This is a genomic window from Psychrobacillus sp. FSL K6-1415, assembly GCF_038003185.1.
GTDB classification, from domain to species: Bacteria; Bacillota; Bacilli; order Bacillales_A; family Planococcaceae; genus Psychrobacillus; species Psychrobacillus psychrodurans.
In genome coordinates this window covers 3821261-3838402 of sequence record NZ_JBBOOQ010000001.1, presented here as the reverse complement: position 1 = coordinate 3838402, position 17142 = coordinate 3821261, and the positions used below count along the sequence as shown (strand labels likewise).

Annotated in this window: 19 protein-coding genes; 13 read left to right on the top strand and 6 right to left on the bottom strand. The window is 35.7% G+C overall.

Annotated elements, in window-relative coordinates; translation table 11 throughout:
* The first annotated feature begins 3 nt into the window (after positions 1 to 3).
* On the top strand, positions 4 to 780 hold the full coding sequence (locus tag MKY60_RS18830; protein ID WP_241598036.1) for an alpha/beta fold hydrolase: 777 nt from the start codon (positions 4 to 6) through the stop codon (positions 778 to 780).
* Positions 781 to 833: 53 nt separating this feature from the next.
* Here MKY60_RS18830 and MKY60_RS18825 read toward each other — a convergent pair whose 3' ends face one another.
* Positions 834 to 1541: a YetF domain-containing protein gene (locus MKY60_RS18825; RefSeq protein WP_093495734.1), complete on the bottom strand. Its 708-nt coding sequence runs from the start codon at positions 1539 to 1541 to the stop codon at positions 834 to 836.
* A gap of 144 nt (positions 1542 to 1685) precedes the next feature.
* On the opposite strand from MKY60_RS18825, the gene MKY60_RS18820 reads away from it, so the two are divergent.
* Positions 1686 to 2900, top strand: coding sequence for an MFS transporter (locus tag MKY60_RS18820; protein WP_241598034.1), 1215 nt, complete (start codon positions 1686 to 1688; stop codon positions 2898 to 2900).
* Positions 2901 to 2985: 85 nt separating this feature from the next.
* On the opposite strand, the gene MKY60_RS18815 is transcribed toward MKY60_RS18820, so the two are convergent.
* On the bottom strand, positions 2986 to 3672 hold the full coding sequence (locus MKY60_RS18815; RefSeq protein WP_090566122.1) for a universal stress protein: 687 nt from the start codon (positions 3670 to 3672) through the stop codon (positions 2986 to 2988).
* Between the two features lie 337 nt (positions 3673 to 4009).
* On the opposite strand from MKY60_RS18815, the gene MKY60_RS18810 reads away from it, so the two are divergent.
* The 8 genes from MKY60_RS18810 to brnQ all read left to right on the top strand — a co-directional run bounded on the left by MKY60_RS18810 (position 4010) and on the right by brnQ (position 11713).
* Positions 4010 to 6418 carry a Na+/H+ antiporter subunit A gene (locus tag MKY60_RS18810; RefSeq protein WP_340930904.1) on the top strand — a complete coding sequence of 803 codons (2409 nt, stop codon included), beginning with the start codon at positions 4010 to 4012 and terminating at the stop codon, positions 6416 to 6418.
* On the top strand, positions 6408 to 6833 hold the full coding sequence (locus MKY60_RS18805; RefSeq protein ID WP_090566129.1) for a Na(+)/H(+) antiporter subunit B: 426 nt from the start codon (positions 6408 to 6410) through the stop codon (positions 6831 to 6833). Before MKY60_RS18810 ends, MKY60_RS18805 begins: the two co-directional genes overlap by 11 nt.
* 3 nt (positions 6834 to 6836) lie before the next feature.
* Complete coding sequence (locus MKY60_RS18800) at positions 6837 to 7175, top strand: Na(+)/H(+) antiporter subunit C (RefSeq protein ID WP_090566132.1); 339 nt, start codon at positions 6837 to 6839, stop codon at positions 7173 to 7175.
* On the top strand, positions 7168 to 8652 hold the full coding sequence (locus MKY60_RS18795) for a Na+/H+ antiporter subunit D (protein ID WP_340930903.1): 1485 nt from the start codon (positions 7168 to 7170) through the stop codon (positions 8650 to 8652). Before MKY60_RS18800 ends, MKY60_RS18795 begins: the two co-directional genes overlap by 8 nt.
* A 17-nt stretch (positions 8653 to 8669) precedes the next feature.
* Complete coding sequence (locus MKY60_RS18790; RefSeq protein WP_090566137.1) at positions 8670 to 9152, top strand: Na+/H+ antiporter subunit E; 483 nt, start codon at positions 8670 to 8672, stop codon at positions 9150 to 9152.
* Positions 9152 to 9436 (top strand): Na(+)/H(+) antiporter subunit F1, encoded by a 285-nt coding sequence (locus MKY60_RS18785; RefSeq protein WP_090566139.1) that lies wholly within the window; start codon positions 9152 to 9154, stop codon positions 9434 to 9436. Before MKY60_RS18790 ends, MKY60_RS18785 begins: the two co-directional genes overlap by 1 nt.
* On the top strand, positions 9414 to 9773 hold the full coding sequence (locus tag MKY60_RS18780) for a Na+/H+ antiporter subunit G (protein ID WP_090566141.1): 360 nt from the start codon (positions 9414 to 9416) through the stop codon (positions 9771 to 9773). Before MKY60_RS18785 ends, MKY60_RS18780 begins: the two co-directional genes overlap by 23 nt.
* Before the next feature lie 608 nt (positions 9774 to 10381).
* Positions 10382 to 11713 carry a branched-chain amino acid transport system II carrier protein gene (gene brnQ / locus MKY60_RS18775; RefSeq protein WP_340880608.1) on the top strand — a complete coding sequence of 444 codons (1332 nt, stop codon included), beginning with the start codon at positions 10382 to 10384 and terminating at the stop codon, positions 11711 to 11713.
* Between the two features lie 306 nt (positions 11714 to 12019).
* Here brnQ and MKY60_RS18770 read toward each other — a convergent pair whose 3' ends face one another.
* The 4 genes from MKY60_RS18770 to MKY60_RS18755 all read right to left on the bottom strand — a co-directional run bounded on the left by MKY60_RS18770 (position 12020) and on the right by MKY60_RS18755 (position 14832).
* Entirely contained in the window at positions 12020 to 12769 is a 750-nt protein-coding gene (locus MKY60_RS18770) for a class I SAM-dependent methyltransferase (RefSeq protein WP_340930902.1), read from the bottom strand.
* Positions 12770 to 12992: 223 nt separating this feature from the next.
* Complete coding sequence (locus MKY60_RS18765; RefSeq protein WP_090566151.1) at positions 12993 to 13229, bottom strand: DUF3977 family protein; 237 nt, start codon at positions 13227 to 13229, stop codon at positions 12993 to 12995.
* Positions 13230 to 13471: 242 nt separating this feature from the next.
* Positions 13472 to 14116 (bottom strand): GntR family transcriptional regulator, encoded by a 645-nt coding sequence (locus MKY60_RS18760; RefSeq protein WP_241598021.1) that lies wholly within the window; start codon positions 14114 to 14116, stop codon positions 13472 to 13474.
* 89 nt (positions 14117 to 14205) lie between these two features.
* Positions 14206 to 14832, bottom strand: a complete 627-nt coding sequence (locus tag MKY60_RS18755; protein WP_090566156.1) for a YfbR-like 5'-deoxynucleotidase — start codon at positions 14830 to 14832, stop codon at positions 14206 to 14208.
* 84 nt (positions 14833 to 14916) lie between these two features.
* Between MKY60_RS18755 and MKY60_RS18750 the strand changes: the two genes are divergently transcribed.
* The 3 genes from MKY60_RS18750 to MKY60_RS18740 all read left to right on the top strand — a co-directional run bounded on the left by MKY60_RS18750 (position 14917) and on the right by MKY60_RS18740 (position 17102).
* Positions 14917 to 15375, top strand: a complete 459-nt coding sequence (locus MKY60_RS18750; protein ID WP_093495675.1) for a DinB family protein — start codon at positions 14917 to 14919, stop codon at positions 15373 to 15375.
* A gap of 39 nt (positions 15376 to 15414) precedes the next feature.
* Entirely contained in the window at positions 15415 to 15900 is a 486-nt protein-coding gene (locus MKY60_RS18745; protein ID WP_340930901.1) for a TraR/DksA C4-type zinc finger protein, read from the top strand.
* Between the two features lie 812 nt (positions 15901 to 16712).
* A complete protein-coding gene (locus MKY60_RS18740; RefSeq protein WP_093495673.1) occupies positions 16713 to 17102 on the top strand; it encodes a thiol-disulfide oxidoreductase DCC family protein in 390 nt (129 codons plus the stop codon).
* The last annotated feature ends 40 nt before the right edge of the window (positions 17103 to 17142 follow it).

The window sequence follows — 17142 nt, the reverse complement described above, 5'->3', positions numbered from 1 at the left end:
TTAATGAAAACAATTAATACCAACATTGCTTACAAAGAGGAAGGCACAGGAGAGGTCCTATTACTCATCCATGGATTTTGTGGAAGCTCTGGTTATTGGGGAAAAGTAATACCAATGTTATCGGAAAAATATAGAGTTATTGCAATTGATCTTCCTGGTCATGGAGAATCTAAAGTGCTCGATAGCGTGAATGATATAGAACAATACGCATTAATTCTAAAAGACTTCTTAGAGGAACTAGGAATAGAGAAGGTGACCATGTTCGGTCATTCACTAGGTGGCTATATCACACTAGCTTTTGCAGAAAAATATAATCAATATTTAAGCGGTTTCTCTTTAATTCATTCCACAGGATTTCCTGATTCAGAAGAAGCTAAGGAAGGAAGAATTGCCTCAGCCGATAAAATAGAAAAGGCAGGAATCGATATATTCATCGATGGTCTTGTTCCAAAACTATTTGCTCCAGAAAATGTAGAAAGTCATAAACAATCGATGGAGGAAGTTAAAAAGATTGGATATGAAGTACAACCTCAAGGAGCTAAAAATGCACTTCTTGCGATGAAAAATAGAAAAGATCGTACGGAAATTTTGGAGAAGACAGAGCTACCAGTACTATTAATAGCAGGAGAAAGTGACCAACTTATCCCAGCTGACAAGACATTCACAGCAAGTGGAGATAATATCAAACAAGTAGTCATAGGGGATGCAGGTCATATGAGTATGTATGAGGCGCCGGATGAACTGGGTAATGCCATTCTCACTTATTTAAATCACGGATAAATAGAAGGGAGCTAAGAAAAGTGATTATGTCACATTTCCTCGCTCCTTTTTTGCTAAACACCATTTTCTTTTAAGCTAATATATAATGAGCCATTCGTTTGTAATTGTGCATAAAACACATCACTAACTGAATCTACTCCATGTTTTCTTAGCTTTTTCATTACCCATTCTTCTGTTAAATCTAATTCTTCCAAGTTCTTTTTTACAATTTTACCGTCGGATATTATTTCAGAGGGTATGAACAAAGGAAGAGTAAGGGGCACTTTAACGTCCTCTTTTGTAGCCTCCTGCAAACCAACCTTTTTCATGACGCTTAGTTCGCCGTTTGTTTCAAGGACTGCATAATGAACATCCTGGATAGAAAAAATAGATTGCTCTCTCAGCATCATTAATACATCATCCATATGTAAACGTGAGGATCTTAAAGACTTCACACTGATTTTACCGTCTCTTATAACAATTGTTGGTTCATCATCAATCCATGTTCGAGCTGTAGGAAATTTCAAAGATATATAACTCATTAATAAAGTGAGGGCCGTCCACCAAATAATTGCAATCAATCCATCTAGAAAAGGTGTTTCATGTTGAGAGGCAATTTCTGCGGCTATAGACCCAACTGTTATACCAGTTATATAGTGGAAAAAAGTGAGCTGGCTTAATTGTTTCTTTCCTAATAGCCTTGCTAATACAAGTAATACGATGAAGGAAAGGGTGGATCTCAAAATCATTTCCCAAAAGTTCATTTCGAAAAAGGTCTCCATATAACTCATATAACCCCATTTCATTATTGACGTATTGCTTAGTGTTGCCATGAACTTTGTTAGTATTCCATTCATAATGAAATACTTTGTCCAATTTGAGCTATAATAACTTTATTGGTGAAAATCTAGAAAGAATGTGAAAATATGTCCAAGTTTAATTCCGTCCATAAAATGGGTAATCCAGTATATCCCATAATGTTTGCTATAGGTGTATGTCATCTATTTAATGATACGTTGCAGGCGGTAATTCCTGCGATGTTTCCTGTTTTAGAATTGGAACTAGGTCTAACGTTTACCCAATTAGGTCTCATCTCATTTGTGTTAAATATTGTTGCATCGGTTCTTCAGCCTGTTGTAGGCTTTATAAGCGATAAAAAACCTATGCCTTATGCGTTACCGCTTGGGATGATGAGTTCCTTTGTCGGAATGGCGGGATTAGCCTTTGCACCGCAGTATTGGATGATCCTTATATCGGTAATATTTTTGGGATTGGGTTCGGCAGTATTTCATCCAGAAGGCTCGCGAGTGTCCTTTATGGCAGCAGGTTCTAAACGAGGTCTCTCGCAATCGATTTATCAAGTGGGGGGGAATTCTGGACAAGCACTTGCGCCTCTTATAAGCGCATTTATATTAGTACCATTAGGTCAAAAAGGTGCAGCTCTTTTCTTAGTAGTTGCTGCGGTGGGAATATTTCTGCTATCGAAGATTTCTGCATGGTATAAAAAACAGTTGGAGTTAGAAAAGCTATCCAAAAGAAAGAGGACGCTTCTTTCTTCACTCCCAGCTTTATCTAAAAAACAAGTTGGCGTCGCCTTAACTCTTTTGATGGTGTTAATTTTCGCCCGCTCTTTTTATGTTACTAATATGACCAACTTTTATATTTTTCATTTGATGGAGAATTACGGTATGACTATTAAAGAAGGGCAGTTAATTATCTTTATCTTTCTGGCACTGGGGGCAGTAGGGACATTTTTCGGTGGACCAATGGCGGACCGAATGGGAAGAAGAAATGTTATTATATTGTCGATGGCGGTTCCAATCCCACTAAGTCTACTACTACCTTACGTACCTGTTTGGGCAATTATATTGTTGCTCATCGCAATAGGATTTTTCATCATGTTAAGCTTTTCGGTAACCGTTGTATACGCACAAGAACTCGTACCGAGTAAAATAGGGACGATGGCTGGGTTAACTGTAGGTTTAGCATTTGGAATGGGAGCAATTGGAGCAGTTGTGATCGGTATATTAATGGATTATGTAGGTGTTTATACGACAATGATTGTTGTGTCGACGCTACCAATAATAGGATTAGTAGGATTGGGATTACCCAAGGACCGTAAAATAACGCTGTCAAATTAATGAACATCGAGTGATTATCCTTTCAGGCGTGCTTTTAATTTAATAAAGTAATAATAAAAAGGAAACTCTAAGAGTTTCCTTTTTTCTATTTATATGCTTTTAAGCTACAACCATCAGGTACTTGAGACGAATCGGTAACTAGGTTATCTTGGATATGAACCTGGTGCATTTTATTGTTATGCATAAACTTGAAAATACCATTATCAAAATCTGTACCAATTTCTTTGAAGAAAATACCTTCTTGGCACATATTCTTCGCACAAGTGAAGGACACTTTATAAGAATCTCCATCTACTACTAAATAAGCACGGACTCCTTTTTCGAAAATGCCATCTTCTTCATCTTTAATGTAGCGGGCAACTGAAACAACATGGAAGTCCACAAAAGGAATTTCTTTTAATAAGACATTCATGAAGGAACCTTTTGTTATTTCTTCCCATCTACTTTGTGCAGTTTGTCCTATAATAATTTGAGTTATATTTAATCCATGGGCAACTTCTTGAATAACTTTTGGTGAAGAACGTTTTTCGTTATCACGAATGATAAACTCTTCAACCTCTAATTCTTCTGCTAAAGTCTTCCACTGTTCGATATACTGGGATTTCTCAGCATCGAATGCATCATATGGAAGTGGATCGACTGTAAGAATATACAGTGGACAATCAAGCATACTTGCCATTTTATGTCCTCGTCTAATTAGCCGCTCTCCATTTGGTCCGTAGTATACGCAGACAAGTATACTTTCATCCATTCGACCTTTTACGCGTTTCACGTTTATACACCTCTTTTTTGTTTTCCTATATATATTTCTCGTGTAATTTTCTATAAATAATGCTTCAAGACACTAAAAGTGTGTTGTACCTTTCTTTCATGTATAATTATTAAATGCATGTAAAGTAGTACAATCACTTCAATTCTATACATAATATGCATTAGCTATTAATACAAGCAAGTTATATATCCTAAATCCTAGTGTATTTTGAAGGGTCTCATATGGAATCCTATTATGCTACTAGTTGTTAGGATAGTCAAGTCTATAGTTTGAAAAAGTAATTTAACCCTCATAACTGTCCAATCCTAATTCTACTTAACCAATAGGAGGTTAAAATTTGTTTTCCGTAAATTTAGTTATATTAATCCCATTTATTGTAGCTGCACTCTTACCTTTTACATATAGGCGATTTAAAAAGACTCATCTCGGTTGGTTTGTATTAATCGTACCTATAGCTTTGTTTGTCATACTTGCTAGGCTAATTCCCTCGGTAGCAAGTGGTAAAACTTATGTCCATACATATGAATGGATTCCCACATTAGATTTTAACTTCACGACATATTTAGATGGTCTAAGTATGATTTTTGCTCTATTAATCACAGGTGTTGGAAGTTTAGTTATTTTATATTCTATTTTTTATCTTTCCTCTAAAGAATCCTTACAGCATTTTTATTGTTATTTATTACTATTTATGGGTGCCATGCTTGGAGTTGTTTTTTCTGATAACTTGATGGTGTTATACGTTTTTTGGGAATTAACGAGTGTTTCTTCATTCCTGTTAATCGCCTTTTGGAATCATCGACAAGCTTCCAGATTTGGAGCGCAAAAAGCTATGCTAATCACTGTAAGTGGTGGTATTGCTATGTTAGTTGGTTTTATCATGTTACATACGATGACTGGTTCTTTCAGTATTCGAGAAATAATTTCGAGTATGAGTGAGTTCAGTGACCACGCGTTGTTCATGCCTGCGATGATTTTAGTATTGCTAGGAGCATTTACGAAGTCAGCACAATTCCCTTTCCACATTTGGCTACCGGATGCTATGGAAGCGCCAACCCCTGTAAGTGCTTATTTACACTCGGCGACGATGGTAAAGGCTGGTATATATTTGGTGGCGCGTTTCACACCAGTTTTTGGTGCGGATGAAGTATGGTTTTGGGTAGTAAGTATAGTTGGGATGATTACTCTATTTTGGGGTTCGTTTAATGCTGTCAGACAAACAGATCTGAAGGCATTACTAGCTTTTTCTACTATTAGTCAGTTAGGACTTATCATGAGTTTGCTTGGTTTAGGTTCGATAGCGCTGCAGTTTGGCTATTCAGCTGATTCAGTTCTGTATACTCAAGCCACATTTGCCGCTTTATTTCACTTGATAAATCATTCAACCTTTAAAGGTGCATTGTTTATGGTTGTAGGGATTCTCGACCACGAGTTAGGGACAAGGGATGTTCGAAGACTTGGTGGATTAATGACCTTCATGCCATTTACATTTACAGTTGCACTAATAGGAAGTTTATCGATGGCTGGTTTACCTCCGTTCAATGGATTCCTTAGTAAAGAAATGTTCTTTGCAGCGACTGTACATATTATGGAGGTAGATATTTTTTCTTTGCCATCTTTAGGAATTATTTTCCCAGTTGTAGCTTGGATTGCTAGTGTATTTACATTTGTTTACTGTGCAGTTATCGTTTTTAAAGCATTTCTTGGTAATCCTCAGCCAGAGAAATTGGATAAACCTATTCACGAAGCTCCAATTGGAATGTTAATATCTCCAATGATTCTTGCCACTTTAGTTGTTGGTATATTCTTCTTCCCGAATCTATTAGGGCACTATATATTACAACCAGCTATGAGTAGTGTTTATCCAACTTTTGGGGAAGCAGTAGATTTGACGCCAAAAGTATCGGCTTGGCATGGAGTAAACCCTGAATTGCTCATGACTATAGGGGTTATTATAGTAGGTGCTATTCTTTTCAAATTTCTTAAATTTTGGAAACCGATTTATGGATTGTTTTCTTCACGTTTCACATTTAATGCACTTTATAGTAACTTATTGGCTTCTTCGGTAAGCAAATCTAACACAATAACTAATCGTTATATGAATGGATTATTACGACATTATTTAATATATATATTTGTATTCTTTATAGTGACCGTGGGTGGTTACTTGTTTTATTCAAGAGCTTTCTCGTTTGATATTTCTACAAATGCATCGTTCAGAGTCTATGAAGTTTGTTTAGTTGCTATTATGGCAGTAGCGGCTATGTCCATGTTATTTGCGAGGTCTCGAATGACAGCGACATTATTGAATGGAGTATTAGGATACTCTATTGCAATCTTTTTTGTCATTTTCCGGGCTCCAGATTTAGCCCTAACACAGTTAGTCGTAGAATCTGTGACTACTGCATTATTTCTACTAGCTTTTTCTCATTTACCGGATTGGGAGAAGGAAAAGCTTCCAAAAGGAACAAAAGTAGTCAACGGAATAATATCAATAGCGGTCGGATTAGTAGTTGTTTTAGTTGGATTATCAGTAGTAGATTTCAATCAGTTTGAACCTGTTTCTAGTTATTTTGAAGATGCTTATGAACTAGCTGGAGGAGCCAATATAGTAAATGCTATATTGGGAGATTTCCGTGGTTTTGATACGATGCTCGAGGTGGTTGTCCTATTTATAGCTGGTTTAGGTGTGTATTCCATGATTAAGCTAAGAACTAAAAAGGAGGATGAAAACATTGAAGATTAATGATGTCATACTCCGGACAATTAGTAGGATTGTTGTATTTATAATTTTGACATTCGGTGTGTATTTATTTCTTTCGGGTCATAATACACCCGGTGGAGGATTTATAGGTGGATTAGTTCTAGCAAGTGCAATTGTATTGCTATATTTGTCCACGGATATTGAAACGGTAAAAAAGAGTCTTCCTTTAGATTTTAAATATGTTGCAGCGATTGGTGTGTTATTAGCTACATCCACAGGTTTTGGGTCAATAGTATTCGGAGTTCCATTTATGTCTCAAACCTTTGCCTATTTTGATTTGCCGGTTTTTGGAAAAACAGAACTGACAACGGTGACTATTTTTGAAGCAGGTGTAGCCTTGACAGTTGTAGGTGTACTAGTAACAATTATTTTAAGCATTAGTGAGGATGGTGGATAAACAATGGAAACATTAATCATTATGTTAATAGGTATTTTAGTTGCTGTTGCCACGTATCTAATCCTCTCCAGAAATATAATTCGAATAATTTTAGGTACTGCTGTGTTTTCACATGCCGTCCATTTGCTCATATTAACGATGGGGGACTTAAAGCAAGGCAATGTTCCCTTGTTAAAAGAAGCAGATGCGCCTTATGCAGATGCTTTACCACAAGCACTAATATTAACTGCTATCGTGATTAGTTTTGCTGTAACAGCTTTCATACTTGTGTTAGCCTATCGTACTTATCAGGATGTTGGTACGGATGATCTCGATGAATTGAGAGGGGCAAAAGATGAATAATTTAATTGTTTTACCGTTGATCATTCCAATTATAGTTGGGATTATACTGGTATTTTTACGCCCATATGTGAAATGGCAACGTGTAATTAGTTTAATAACGATGATTGGTATTGCGGGTATAAGTTTATTTATCTTAAATAGAGTTCAGACAGATGGAATTATACGATTAGATTTTGCGGGATGGAAACCACCATTTGGAATTCTGTTTGTGGCGGATTCCTTTGCGATGTTACTCGTGCTTACGGCAAGTATAGTTACCGCAATTTGTCTAATCCATGCTTTTTCTTCAATAGGAGATAAACATGAGAAAATGTACTTCTACCCATTTGTGTTGTTTTTAGTTGCAGGAGTTAATGGATCGTTTTTAACAGGGGACCTATTTAACCTGTTTGTCTGTTTCGAAGTAATGTTATTGGCCTCATATGTATTAATTACATTAGGGGGGACTAAGCCGCAGCTGAGGGAATCGATTAAATATGTAGTGATAAATGTGCTTGCTTCATGGTTCTTCTTAGTAGCCCTTGCCTATTTATATGGTACTGTAGGTACTTTAAACATGGCTCATATTTCAGAAAGAGTGGCGGAATCAGGACAAGGACCGCTACTTACTACAATAAGTATTTTGTTTTTAATCGTATTTAGTTTAAAAGCCGGGTTGTTGCTATTCTTTTGGCTACCTGGATCCTATTCAGTGCCACCAACTGCGGTTGCCGCATTGTTTGGAGCGTTACTTACAAAGGTTGGAATATATGCTCTTTTCCGTACATTTACACTCATATTCTATCACGAGCCATTAATATCACACGCGGTAATAGGAATAATGGCAGGAATAACACTAATTGTCGGATGTATCGGGGCAATTGCTTTTAAGGATGTCCGGTTAATTGTTTCTTACAATGTGGTAATTGCTGTTGGGTTTATAATGATTGGTCTTGCGGTGGGAACTGAAACTTCTATTGCTGGATCTATATACTACGTAATTCATGACATGATTGCAAAAGCAATGTTATTTTTACTAGCTGGTACGATGATTTACTTAACTGGGAAATCAAAGATAGATGAAATGAGTGGGCTAATTCGAAACTATCCTGTATTTGGATGGATGTTCTTCCTTGTCACTTGTTCATTGGCAGGTATTCCACCATTGAGCGGATTTGTAGGGAAAATACTAGTTGGACAAGGTGCTATTGAATCAGGATCTTACATACTATTAGCGCTGGCCTTTATCTCCAGCATTGTTGTGCTGTATTCGCTTCTTCGAATTTTCTTAAATACTATATTTGGGGAAACTATTATAAGTCTAGAAGATGAAAAACCGATGGAAATGGGAATGATTATTCCCATTGTTTTGTTGGGAATTGCAACGATTTCTTTAGGTCTAGGAGCAGAGGTTATCTCCAGTTATGTCACGGACGCAGCTCATACTCTATCTAATCCTTCCGTGTATATTGATGCAGTAATGGGTGGAAATAAGTGAAGGGAGAGGTGAGAAGTATGCCGGCACAATTTTTACTAAACCTATTCATCGCATTTTTGTGGACAACATTAAAGGACGAAGATGAACTTAAGATGACGACATTTTTTAGTGGTTTCATCGTAGGGATCTTCATAATATTCTTAATGCATCGCTTTTTTGGGACTCAGTTTTATTTGAGAAGATTACTTTCCATTATTAAGTTAATTTTCATATTCATATCAGAGTTGGCTCAGTCGAGTATACTTATAAGTAAACAAATATTAAATCCTCGCTGGGACCTCAAGCCTGGAATTTTCACCTATAGAACAGAACTAAAAGGAGACTGGGAGATTACCACGTTAGCAATGCTGTTAACTTTGACCCCTGGTTCCGTAGTTATGGAAGTAAATCCAGAGGGAGATATGTTTTATATTCATGCAATGGATATAGAGCAGTCTAAAGCCGATGTATTAAGATCAATAACTAAATTTGAAAAAGCAATAATGGAGGTGACTCGATAATGATAGAAAAAATACTGTTGGTTTCTTTAACTTTATTTGCTATTTCAATTGCAATAGCTCTTTTTCGAATCATTAAGGGACCTTCTATGCCCGATAGAGCAGTAGCGTTAGATATGATAGGTGTAAATCTCATATCAATGATAGCCATTATTTCGATTGTATTGAAGACAAAGGCATTTTTAGAGGCGATTCTAATACTAGGTATACTTGCTTTTATAAGTACGATTGCCATCTCCAAGTATATTGAGAGGGGGGCTATCATTGAGCACAAGTCAGATAATTGAGTTCGTAGCGGTTATTATCATTTTTTTAGGGAGTATCATGAGTGTGATTAGTGCCTTCGGTATTATTCGCCTTCCAGATGTCTATACACGTTCACATGCGGCTACAAAAAGCTCAACGGTAGCAGTACTGTTGTCTCTAACTGGTGCCTTTATACATTTTTGGGTAAGTGAGAATTTTATAAGCGTTCGTCTTATACTAGGTATATTATTTGTGTTTTTGACTGCCCCTGTTTCTGGGCACTTGCTAACACGTGCAGCGTATCGTTCGAAAGTGAAGCTTACCGAAAATTCCTCAGATGATGCTTTAAAGGAAGTATTATTTCCAGAGAAGAAATAACAAATGAAAAGCTATATGATTGGATTTTTCTCTAATTGTATAGCTTTTTGTTATATTCAAAATGAAATGAGTTTCATAATAGATTGTTATATAATCAATTTTTGTTAATTACATAATTACCATTTTTATTGGAAAAAGCGAATGTTTAAGTTGTTTATCAACTGATTATTCGCCTTTTTAAATTCGGTTTTTTTTATTGGATTGGGAGAAGGTGAATCCAATGGGAACCTCACGAGCTATATGTACTTTGGTGAACTCTAAAGAACAAAGGCTAAACGTCGCTCCGTGAGTTAACTTTGGCCAATTTTCTTTTGGTCCAAGAAGATTGAAGCAGTGTTGAGCGGAAATCATTCTTCTAGAGAAAAAACAAAGTTGTTCGGATTTTACTATATACTGTGCTTTTATAAAATTGATACATTTGTGAAAATAAAATAAATGTTCAATTAATTTCGTCTAATATATTGCATTCTACCAATTTCCATAGTATTATCAACATTGATATATTGCATACGGCCGTGATTAGAGGAAATCATATGTATAGCATTCATAACAAGCATCGAGAAAACATAAGAAATGATTATTTCTAATATCACAGGAGGAACTACAAGATGAAAAATAAATTATCATTTTCTAATCATTTAGTGATTGGAGTTATGCTATTTGCATTATTTTTTGGTGCGGGGAATTTAATATTTCCAGCAAGTTTAGGGCAAAATGCAGGGACACAAGTTTGGATAGCCACCATTGGGTTTTTACTGACAGGAATTGGCTTGCCGTTTTTAGGTACTTTAGCGATGGGATTCTCGGGAAGTAAAAATTTACAGGAGCTTTCTAGCAGAGTACACCCTATTTTTGCAGTTATCTTCACTTCGCTCCTTTACTTAACAATAGGACCATTTTTTGCTTTGCCAAGAACAGGGGCAGTTTCATTTGAAATTGGAATTCTTCCATTTATTGATCAAAATAATGCTCAACTTGGTTTGTTAATATTTACGATTATTTTCTTTGGAATCACGTTATTGCTTTCTTTGAATCCATCTAAAATTGTAGACAATGTTGGAAAATATCTTTCTCCTGGAATTATAATAGGATTATTATTCTTATTACTGTTTGTTATTATTAGTCCGATGGGAGACTTTCAAGAGCCACAAGGAAGCTATGTAGGAAACGCCTTTATGACTGGATTTACGGAAGGTTATAATACGATGGATGCATTGGCTTCCTTAGTATTTGGGATTATCGTGATTCAAGCTATCCGATCTATGGGTGTAACTTCTACTAAGGGGATTTTAGTTGCCACAGCTAAATCTGGCGGGATAGCAATTTTGTTCTTAGGTTTAATTTATGCTGGGATCGCCTACCTAGGGGCTACTAGTGTGAACATATATGGATTATTTGAAAATGGTGGACCAGTATTAAGTGCTGCTTCAGAGCATTACTTCGGGTCATTTGGAGCTATACTTTTATCAGTTATCATTTTCTTAGCTTGTTTGACAACGAGCATTGGCTTAACTACTGCTTGTGGTGAGTATTTCCACACATTAATGCCAAAGATTAGTTATAAAGCATTTGTTATTTTCTTTAGTGTTTTCACTTGTATTATTGCGAACTTTGGATTATCTAATATTATTACGTATTCCATTCCAGTATTAATGTTGCTATATCCTTTAGCGATAGTATTGATATTCTTAACCTTTTTATCACCATTATTCAATCATGCAAGATTAGTATATGTTAGTGTGATGTTTGTAACCTTCTTAATAAGCTTAGTAGATGGCTTTAAAGCTCTTTGTGGGTCATTAAATATCGAATATTATGGGTGGCTACAACCTATCGTAAGTTTTTACGAGAATGTACTACCTTTTTATAGTGTAGGTTTGGGATGGTTAATACCATTTGTTATAGTAACTCTTGTAACAGGCATCATTTCGAGATCTTAAAAAAAGGAAATCAAATCAGCTTGAGGGTAGGAAATCCAAGTGCAACTTTTAAGTAAAACAGTTTTTAACAGTTGAGGTGTGCTTTGGACAAGCATGATGCTATATTATAATCTTTTGTTTTTTATAGAGGCTGATCGTGACATATCACGATCAGCCTCTATTTCTTACTAATATTATGGAGTTTATCTGCTTGTCGCAGAATCCTCTCCGTTTACCAACTACACAATTCAGGTTTCTATTTTCATCGGTAACTACCAATTTTTTTAAAAGTTTCTTTATCAAGTAAAGTCCATGTTAGTTATACATTTAGAAATAGGATTTTGTTAACTTAACACAAGAAAAAGCTAGTACAATTGGAATTCGTTGTCTTCTAACAAATTCATCTTCACTACTAAAATGTTCCCGCTTTGGTGTGCCTTCACGTAACTCTAGAACTGTAAATCCAGCTTGTTTTAGTGCTGTAAAATAATGTTCGATTGATCGATGATACTTCACCACTATTTGGTCTATCCAGGGCTCTTTTCTTTCTCCCTCATGGAAATAGTCATCGACAATCCAATTACCACGTTTATCTCCAGTTTTCTTACTAGCAAATGACGAGGTTGTCAGTGGATGTTGGATACTAAAAGTAAGCTTTCCGTTTTCTTTAAGTGTTTTATGAATATTTTCAAAGAGATTATCTATGTCTGAAACATAATGGATGGCAAATCGAGATGTAACAATATCGAATGCCTCTAATGGATAATCATAAGATTCCATTGTTTCAAGGTGTATTGTCCCATTTTGTTCAAGCAAGTTTAAGTGTGCAGCTTCAACCATTTGCTTCGAACCCTCTACTCCTGTGTAGCTTTTTGCTCCTAAATGCAAGAGTTCTTTTCCAAACGATGCATCACCACACCCTAAATCTAAGACGCTACTACCTTGAAAGCTCCCGATTAATTCATAGATGATAGGTCCTTCAATGGCGTTATTTGGACTATCATTTCTGTTTCTTCTAGTCATATAATTTTTAAAAAAGTCAGTTTGATCGTAAACACTAGATCCCTTAAACTCCATTGAAACATCTCCTCATCTATAATTTGAGATGTCGGCCGATTCATCGCCAACTACGCAAATTAATGTACTTTATCACATGTTTCCTAGTATTATCAACAAGTAAGGTGTTGGTGTTATTTACATTCTAGCTCATGCTTTTAATATTCCTCAAAATATACCGGTTAGTACGATATGAAAAGCTACTCCATAATCTATAATTAACACCCTTTATTGGTGATATAGTTTAATTACTAACTATTCCAAAAATAAATTTAAAATCGGTACGGCTTTTCTTTTGTCTTTTAAAACCTTCTTTTAAATCTGCTATGACAACTGTCTTACCTATCCAAACTCTGAAATACATTGAATAAAAGTTTATTGGTCCTTTTATTCCTTTCTCTTCATATTCCGTGCCATCTTCAGATTCTGTTTCAGTTCTAATTAACCATGTGTTGCCTAATCCAAATTCAATGAATTTCAAAATGGACACACCCTAATAGCCGGACAATTTAATTGTTGAATTTATCATTGGTAATAATTCATATTCAACTAAAGTGTCAAGGTTTGATATAACTTCACGATAAATCTATTAATCTCTTAATATGCCTTAAAAAGGTGGTCAGGAAGGTTGTGAATATCACTCCTTTCCAGACCACCATATTTGTTTTCGATGAAATGGAGAGTTGGTCACTTCTCACCCTATCTTCTCAAACTACTTTCCTATTAAAATTCTTCGATTGTATAGATCCAATTTGCACGCATTACTTCTGCTAGTTCCTTGGTGTTATTTTCGCGGAATGCACGAATTAGGTTCCCGTGTTGCTCAACAGAATATTCTCGTAAGATAATTTTTTCATAATAAAACAATCTACGTACATGAGCTTGAAGCATTTCTACCATGGAATGTATGTATGGGTTATTGGCGGTGTCTACAATGAGCTGATGAAATTCTTCATCTACTCTTAGAGCAGTAGTAAATTGTTTTTCTTGTAAAGCCTCAGCGAATTCTCTATTCTTTTCTTCTAATAGACTTAGAATCTCTTCATTCATATTAGGACTTGCAAGTTCTGCTGCAAGTGCCTGTAATACTGATAATGGTGGTAGGAGATTATTAATATCTTCTTTTTCTACAGGTGTGACTTGAGTTGCTCTCCCTGGTTGCATCGTTACAAAGCCTTGAGATTCCAAAAGTTGTAAGGATTCTCGAATAGGCGTTCTGCTCACCCCTAATGCTTGTGCAAGTTCAATATCGTTTAATTTTTCATCTGGCTGTAAAGTGCCATCAATAATCCATTGTTGTAACTGGTTAAAAGCGTGCAACTTAGCTGTTGTACGGACAGGCTTAGTGTGATTAACTGGAATAGGCATGAAACGATTTCCCCCCTTTGAATTATCTTAATAATTCCAAAATATTATACAATAAATTATACAATATATCGCATAAAAATGGAAAATAATTATTCTACTAGTAATTGTACGGTAATAGATTTCACATCAATGACCGATTGCTCCTTCATAATTTCCTGCATAATAACTTCTTTAAAATAGTTTATACTAGTTTCTAACGGGATATGAAGAATTTTTCTTAAAGCCGTTTCATACATGTTTACAAATTCAACATCCGTATTTCCACGTTGTAATTCAGCAAAAGCTTCATATACTTGGTCTAGCTTGTCGGCTAACTCAAGTAAACGGCCTTCAATAGTATCATCTTTTCCTTCTTTCATACGGTCAAAAAATACGGGCTGAAATTCTTTTGGTATCTCATCCAATATAAACTTTTCCATCATTTTTTCTTCCACATGTGTTAGCATTTGTTTTAGCTCAGGAGATGCGTGCTTAACTGGTGTTTTAATGTCGCCGATAAAAATTTCTGCAAAGTCATGGTTAATCGTTTTTTCGTAAAGTGATTTCCAATTAATTGTTGCTCCATTATTCTCTTCAAGAGTCGCAAAAAACATAGCGTATTGAGAAACTTTCCATGAATGTGCAGCCACATTATGTTCTTCAAATTTAAAGCGTCCAGGACATCGGATAATTCTTTCTAAATCATTCATACTCATAAAAAATTTGTGTATACCCATTAACAAACACTCCCTTATTATTAATCATACTGGAAAAACAAAAAAATACCATACTAAAACACTCTGAATTGAAGGTGAGATAAAATGATTCACTCTATGATAAGCCAATTAAATTATATCTCAGGTACAATAACACAGTTATTTGATTATATAGACGAAAAGTTACTTTCTAAACGTCCTATTGAAAATAAAATGACTGTTTGGGAGGTTTGTGTGCATCTTGCGCAAATTCCACAGGCAGATTTACTTATTTGCAAAGGATATAACTTAGATGAAATGCGGCTGTATTATGAAGAAAGTAAACCAGTCAATTTACAAGATGCAAAAGAACAATTTTTGGCAGGTATCCAGGAGGTTATGAAGCACATAGAAAAACATACCGAAGAGGCACTCTCAAAGGGTTTTACAACCTATTGGGGGAGTGAATATCGTACAGGAGAGTGGTTTCTGCAAATTATGAATCACTTAGTTCATCATCGTATGCAACTGTATTCGTATTTGCTTGTATTAAAGGTAGATGTGCAAGTTGTTTTATTTCGCTGATTTTTGGGTAATCCTTAAGTAACCCAAGGAGGAATTTAAATGACAAAATACGATAAATTAAAAAATACATTAGAAAAGCGTTTTGAAGAGTTAGAGCACCAGAAGCAAAATGAAGAAGAGTTTGAAACGACTGAGTTATCTAATTATGATAATCACCCTGCAGATAATGCGACGGATTTAACTGATCAACATACTCGGCAGGCATTAAATAGACATTTTGACGAGGAAATGGTAGATATTGAAAAAGCATTAACTGCTATAAAGGATGGTACATATGGGAAATGTACGGAGTGTGGAGAAGAAATTTCACTCGCTCGTTTAGAGGCAATTCCTACAGCTCTGACTTGTGTAGAACATGCTCATCAACAGGTCAATGAAGAAATTCGTCCGGTAGAAGAATCACTCTTAAATTCTACAACAGATCAGCCGGTGGAGGACGAAGACGAAAGACTTCGCGATTATTCCAACAGCTTTGAGATACTAGAAGAGGTTGGTTCATCTGATACACCACAAGACAAGCAGTGAAATAGATAGAGGTGTCCTTAAAGTTCTTACTGGACTTAAGGGCATTTTTTGAGGTAAGTAATATCCGGTGAACACTAGGTTCTTGATACTTGAGTGTATGAATAATACTGTGATTTCCATTACAGGTGGACGCCGTTCTGCAGGCACGGCTTCAATCTTCTTGTCACTACGTTCCTATGGGGCTTTTAGCCCGTGGCTGTTCCTGCTGGAGTCGCCGCCTTGCACTACAATCAATATAATGTGTAGTATGCAGGCAAAAAGATTATGCATAGGCTATCGCTAAGATGATAATAGTGGTCAAAATTAATATAGTGATAAAACGATCTATTTAATCAAAGGTACTATTCTGTTATGAAGTGTGATGAAAGTAGAATTCCTTTTTTACTAGTAGAAATAAAGAGAGATAGTAAGTAGTTACTAAATAAAGAATCGAAATAGCTCACTAAATTGCATTTTTGTGAGCTTGCTCTATGAATAAGAAAGTATCTTTTCTCTAGTTATCCAAAAACGCACTTACCTGTTTCTGAGGGTTGTAAGATTACCGAAAAAAAGGGATGCTGGTTGGTTGTGACGTCCGTCACAACCAACCAGCATCCCTAAAAATTCACTCGGTAAAATGTCTGTCCAAAGCCCTTCGAAAACGATTGAAACAGGTTTTGACCTTTAAGGACAGGTCATCTTTTTTGCCCAGTTTTTTTGTCTTGAGATTGAAATATTTAGTTTATGTAAAGAAAAGATAAAATATTTAGAAAGCCGATTAAGCGCATTTCAGAAGTGATTATAGTACACTAGGGGAAAGGAGTGGAATCCCTGTGCCAGCTATTGTTTTGTTTGATGGAGAGTGCAATTTTTGTGATGCAAGTGTGCAGTTTATAATTAAACGAGATCCAAAAGGTTATTTTCAGTTTGCAGCGCAACAAAGTGATATTGGGGCAAAGTTCAAACGTGAGTATGCTGTACCTGACACTTTGGATAGTATATTAGTTATTGACCAACATAAGGTGTATTACTCCTCAGATGCTGCACTCCAAATTAGCAGACATTTAAATGGACTTTGGAGTTGTTTATATGTGCTAAAGGTAATTCCAAAACCTATACGCAACATAGTATATAAATTCATAGCGAAAAATCGTTATGCATGGTTTGGGAAAAAAGATAGCTGTATGATTCCACCACCTGAGATACGAAATAGATTTCTGTGACAATGCATCATTGTGTACTGTACATCAAATAATATAAGTA

What these genes read in the sequence shown, in the direction of transcription:
- MKY60_RS18830 (WP_241598036.1), top strand. Translation starts at nt 4, where the DNA reads ATGAAAACAATTAATACCAACATTGCTTACAAAGAGGAAGGCACAGGA.
- MKY60_RS18825 (WP_093495734.1), bottom strand. Translation starts at nt 1,541, where the DNA reads ATGGAGACCTTTTTCGAAATGAACTTTTGGGAAATGATTTTGAGATCC.
- MKY60_RS18820 (WP_241598034.1), top strand. Translation starts at nt 1,686, where the DNA reads ATGTCCAAGTTTAATTCCGTCCATAAAATGGGTAATCCAGTATATCCC.
- MKY60_RS18800 (WP_090566132.1), top strand. Translation starts at nt 6,837, where the DNA reads ATGGAAACATTAATCATTATGTTAATAGGTATTTTAGTTGCTGTTGCC.
- MKY60_RS18795 (WP_340930903.1), top strand. Translation starts at nt 7,168, where the DNA reads ATGAATAATTTAATTGTTTTACCGTTGATCATTCCAATTATAGTTGGG.
- MKY60_RS18790 (WP_090566137.1), top strand. Translation starts at nt 8,670, where the DNA reads ATGCCGGCACAATTTTTACTAAACCTATTCATCGCATTTTTGTGGACA.
- MKY60_RS18785 (WP_090566139.1), top strand. Translation starts at nt 9,152, where the DNA reads ATGATAGAAAAAATACTGTTGGTTTCTTTAACTTTATTTGCTATTTCA.
- brnQ (WP_340880608.1), top strand. Translation starts at nt 10,382, where the DNA reads ATGAAAAATAAATTATCATTTTCTAATCATTTAGTGATTGGAGTTATG.
- MKY60_RS18770 (WP_340930902.1), bottom strand. Translation starts at nt 12,769, where the DNA reads ATGGAGTTTAAGGGATCTAGTGTTTACGATCAAACTGACTTTTTTAAA.
- MKY60_RS18760 (WP_241598021.1), bottom strand. Translation starts at nt 14,116, where the DNA reads ATGCCTATTCCAGTTAATCACACTAAGCCTGTCCGTACAACAGCTAAG.
- MKY60_RS18755 (WP_090566156.1), bottom strand. Translation starts at nt 14,832, where the DNA reads ATGGGTATACACAAATTTTTTATGAGTATGAATGATTTAGAAAGAATT.
- MKY60_RS18750 (WP_093495675.1), top strand. Translation starts at nt 14,917, where the DNA reads ATGATTCACTCTATGATAAGCCAATTAAATTATATCTCAGGTACAATA.
- MKY60_RS18745 (WP_340930901.1), top strand. Translation starts at nt 15,415, where the DNA reads ATGACAAAATACGATAAATTAAAAAATACATTAGAAAAGCGTTTTGAA.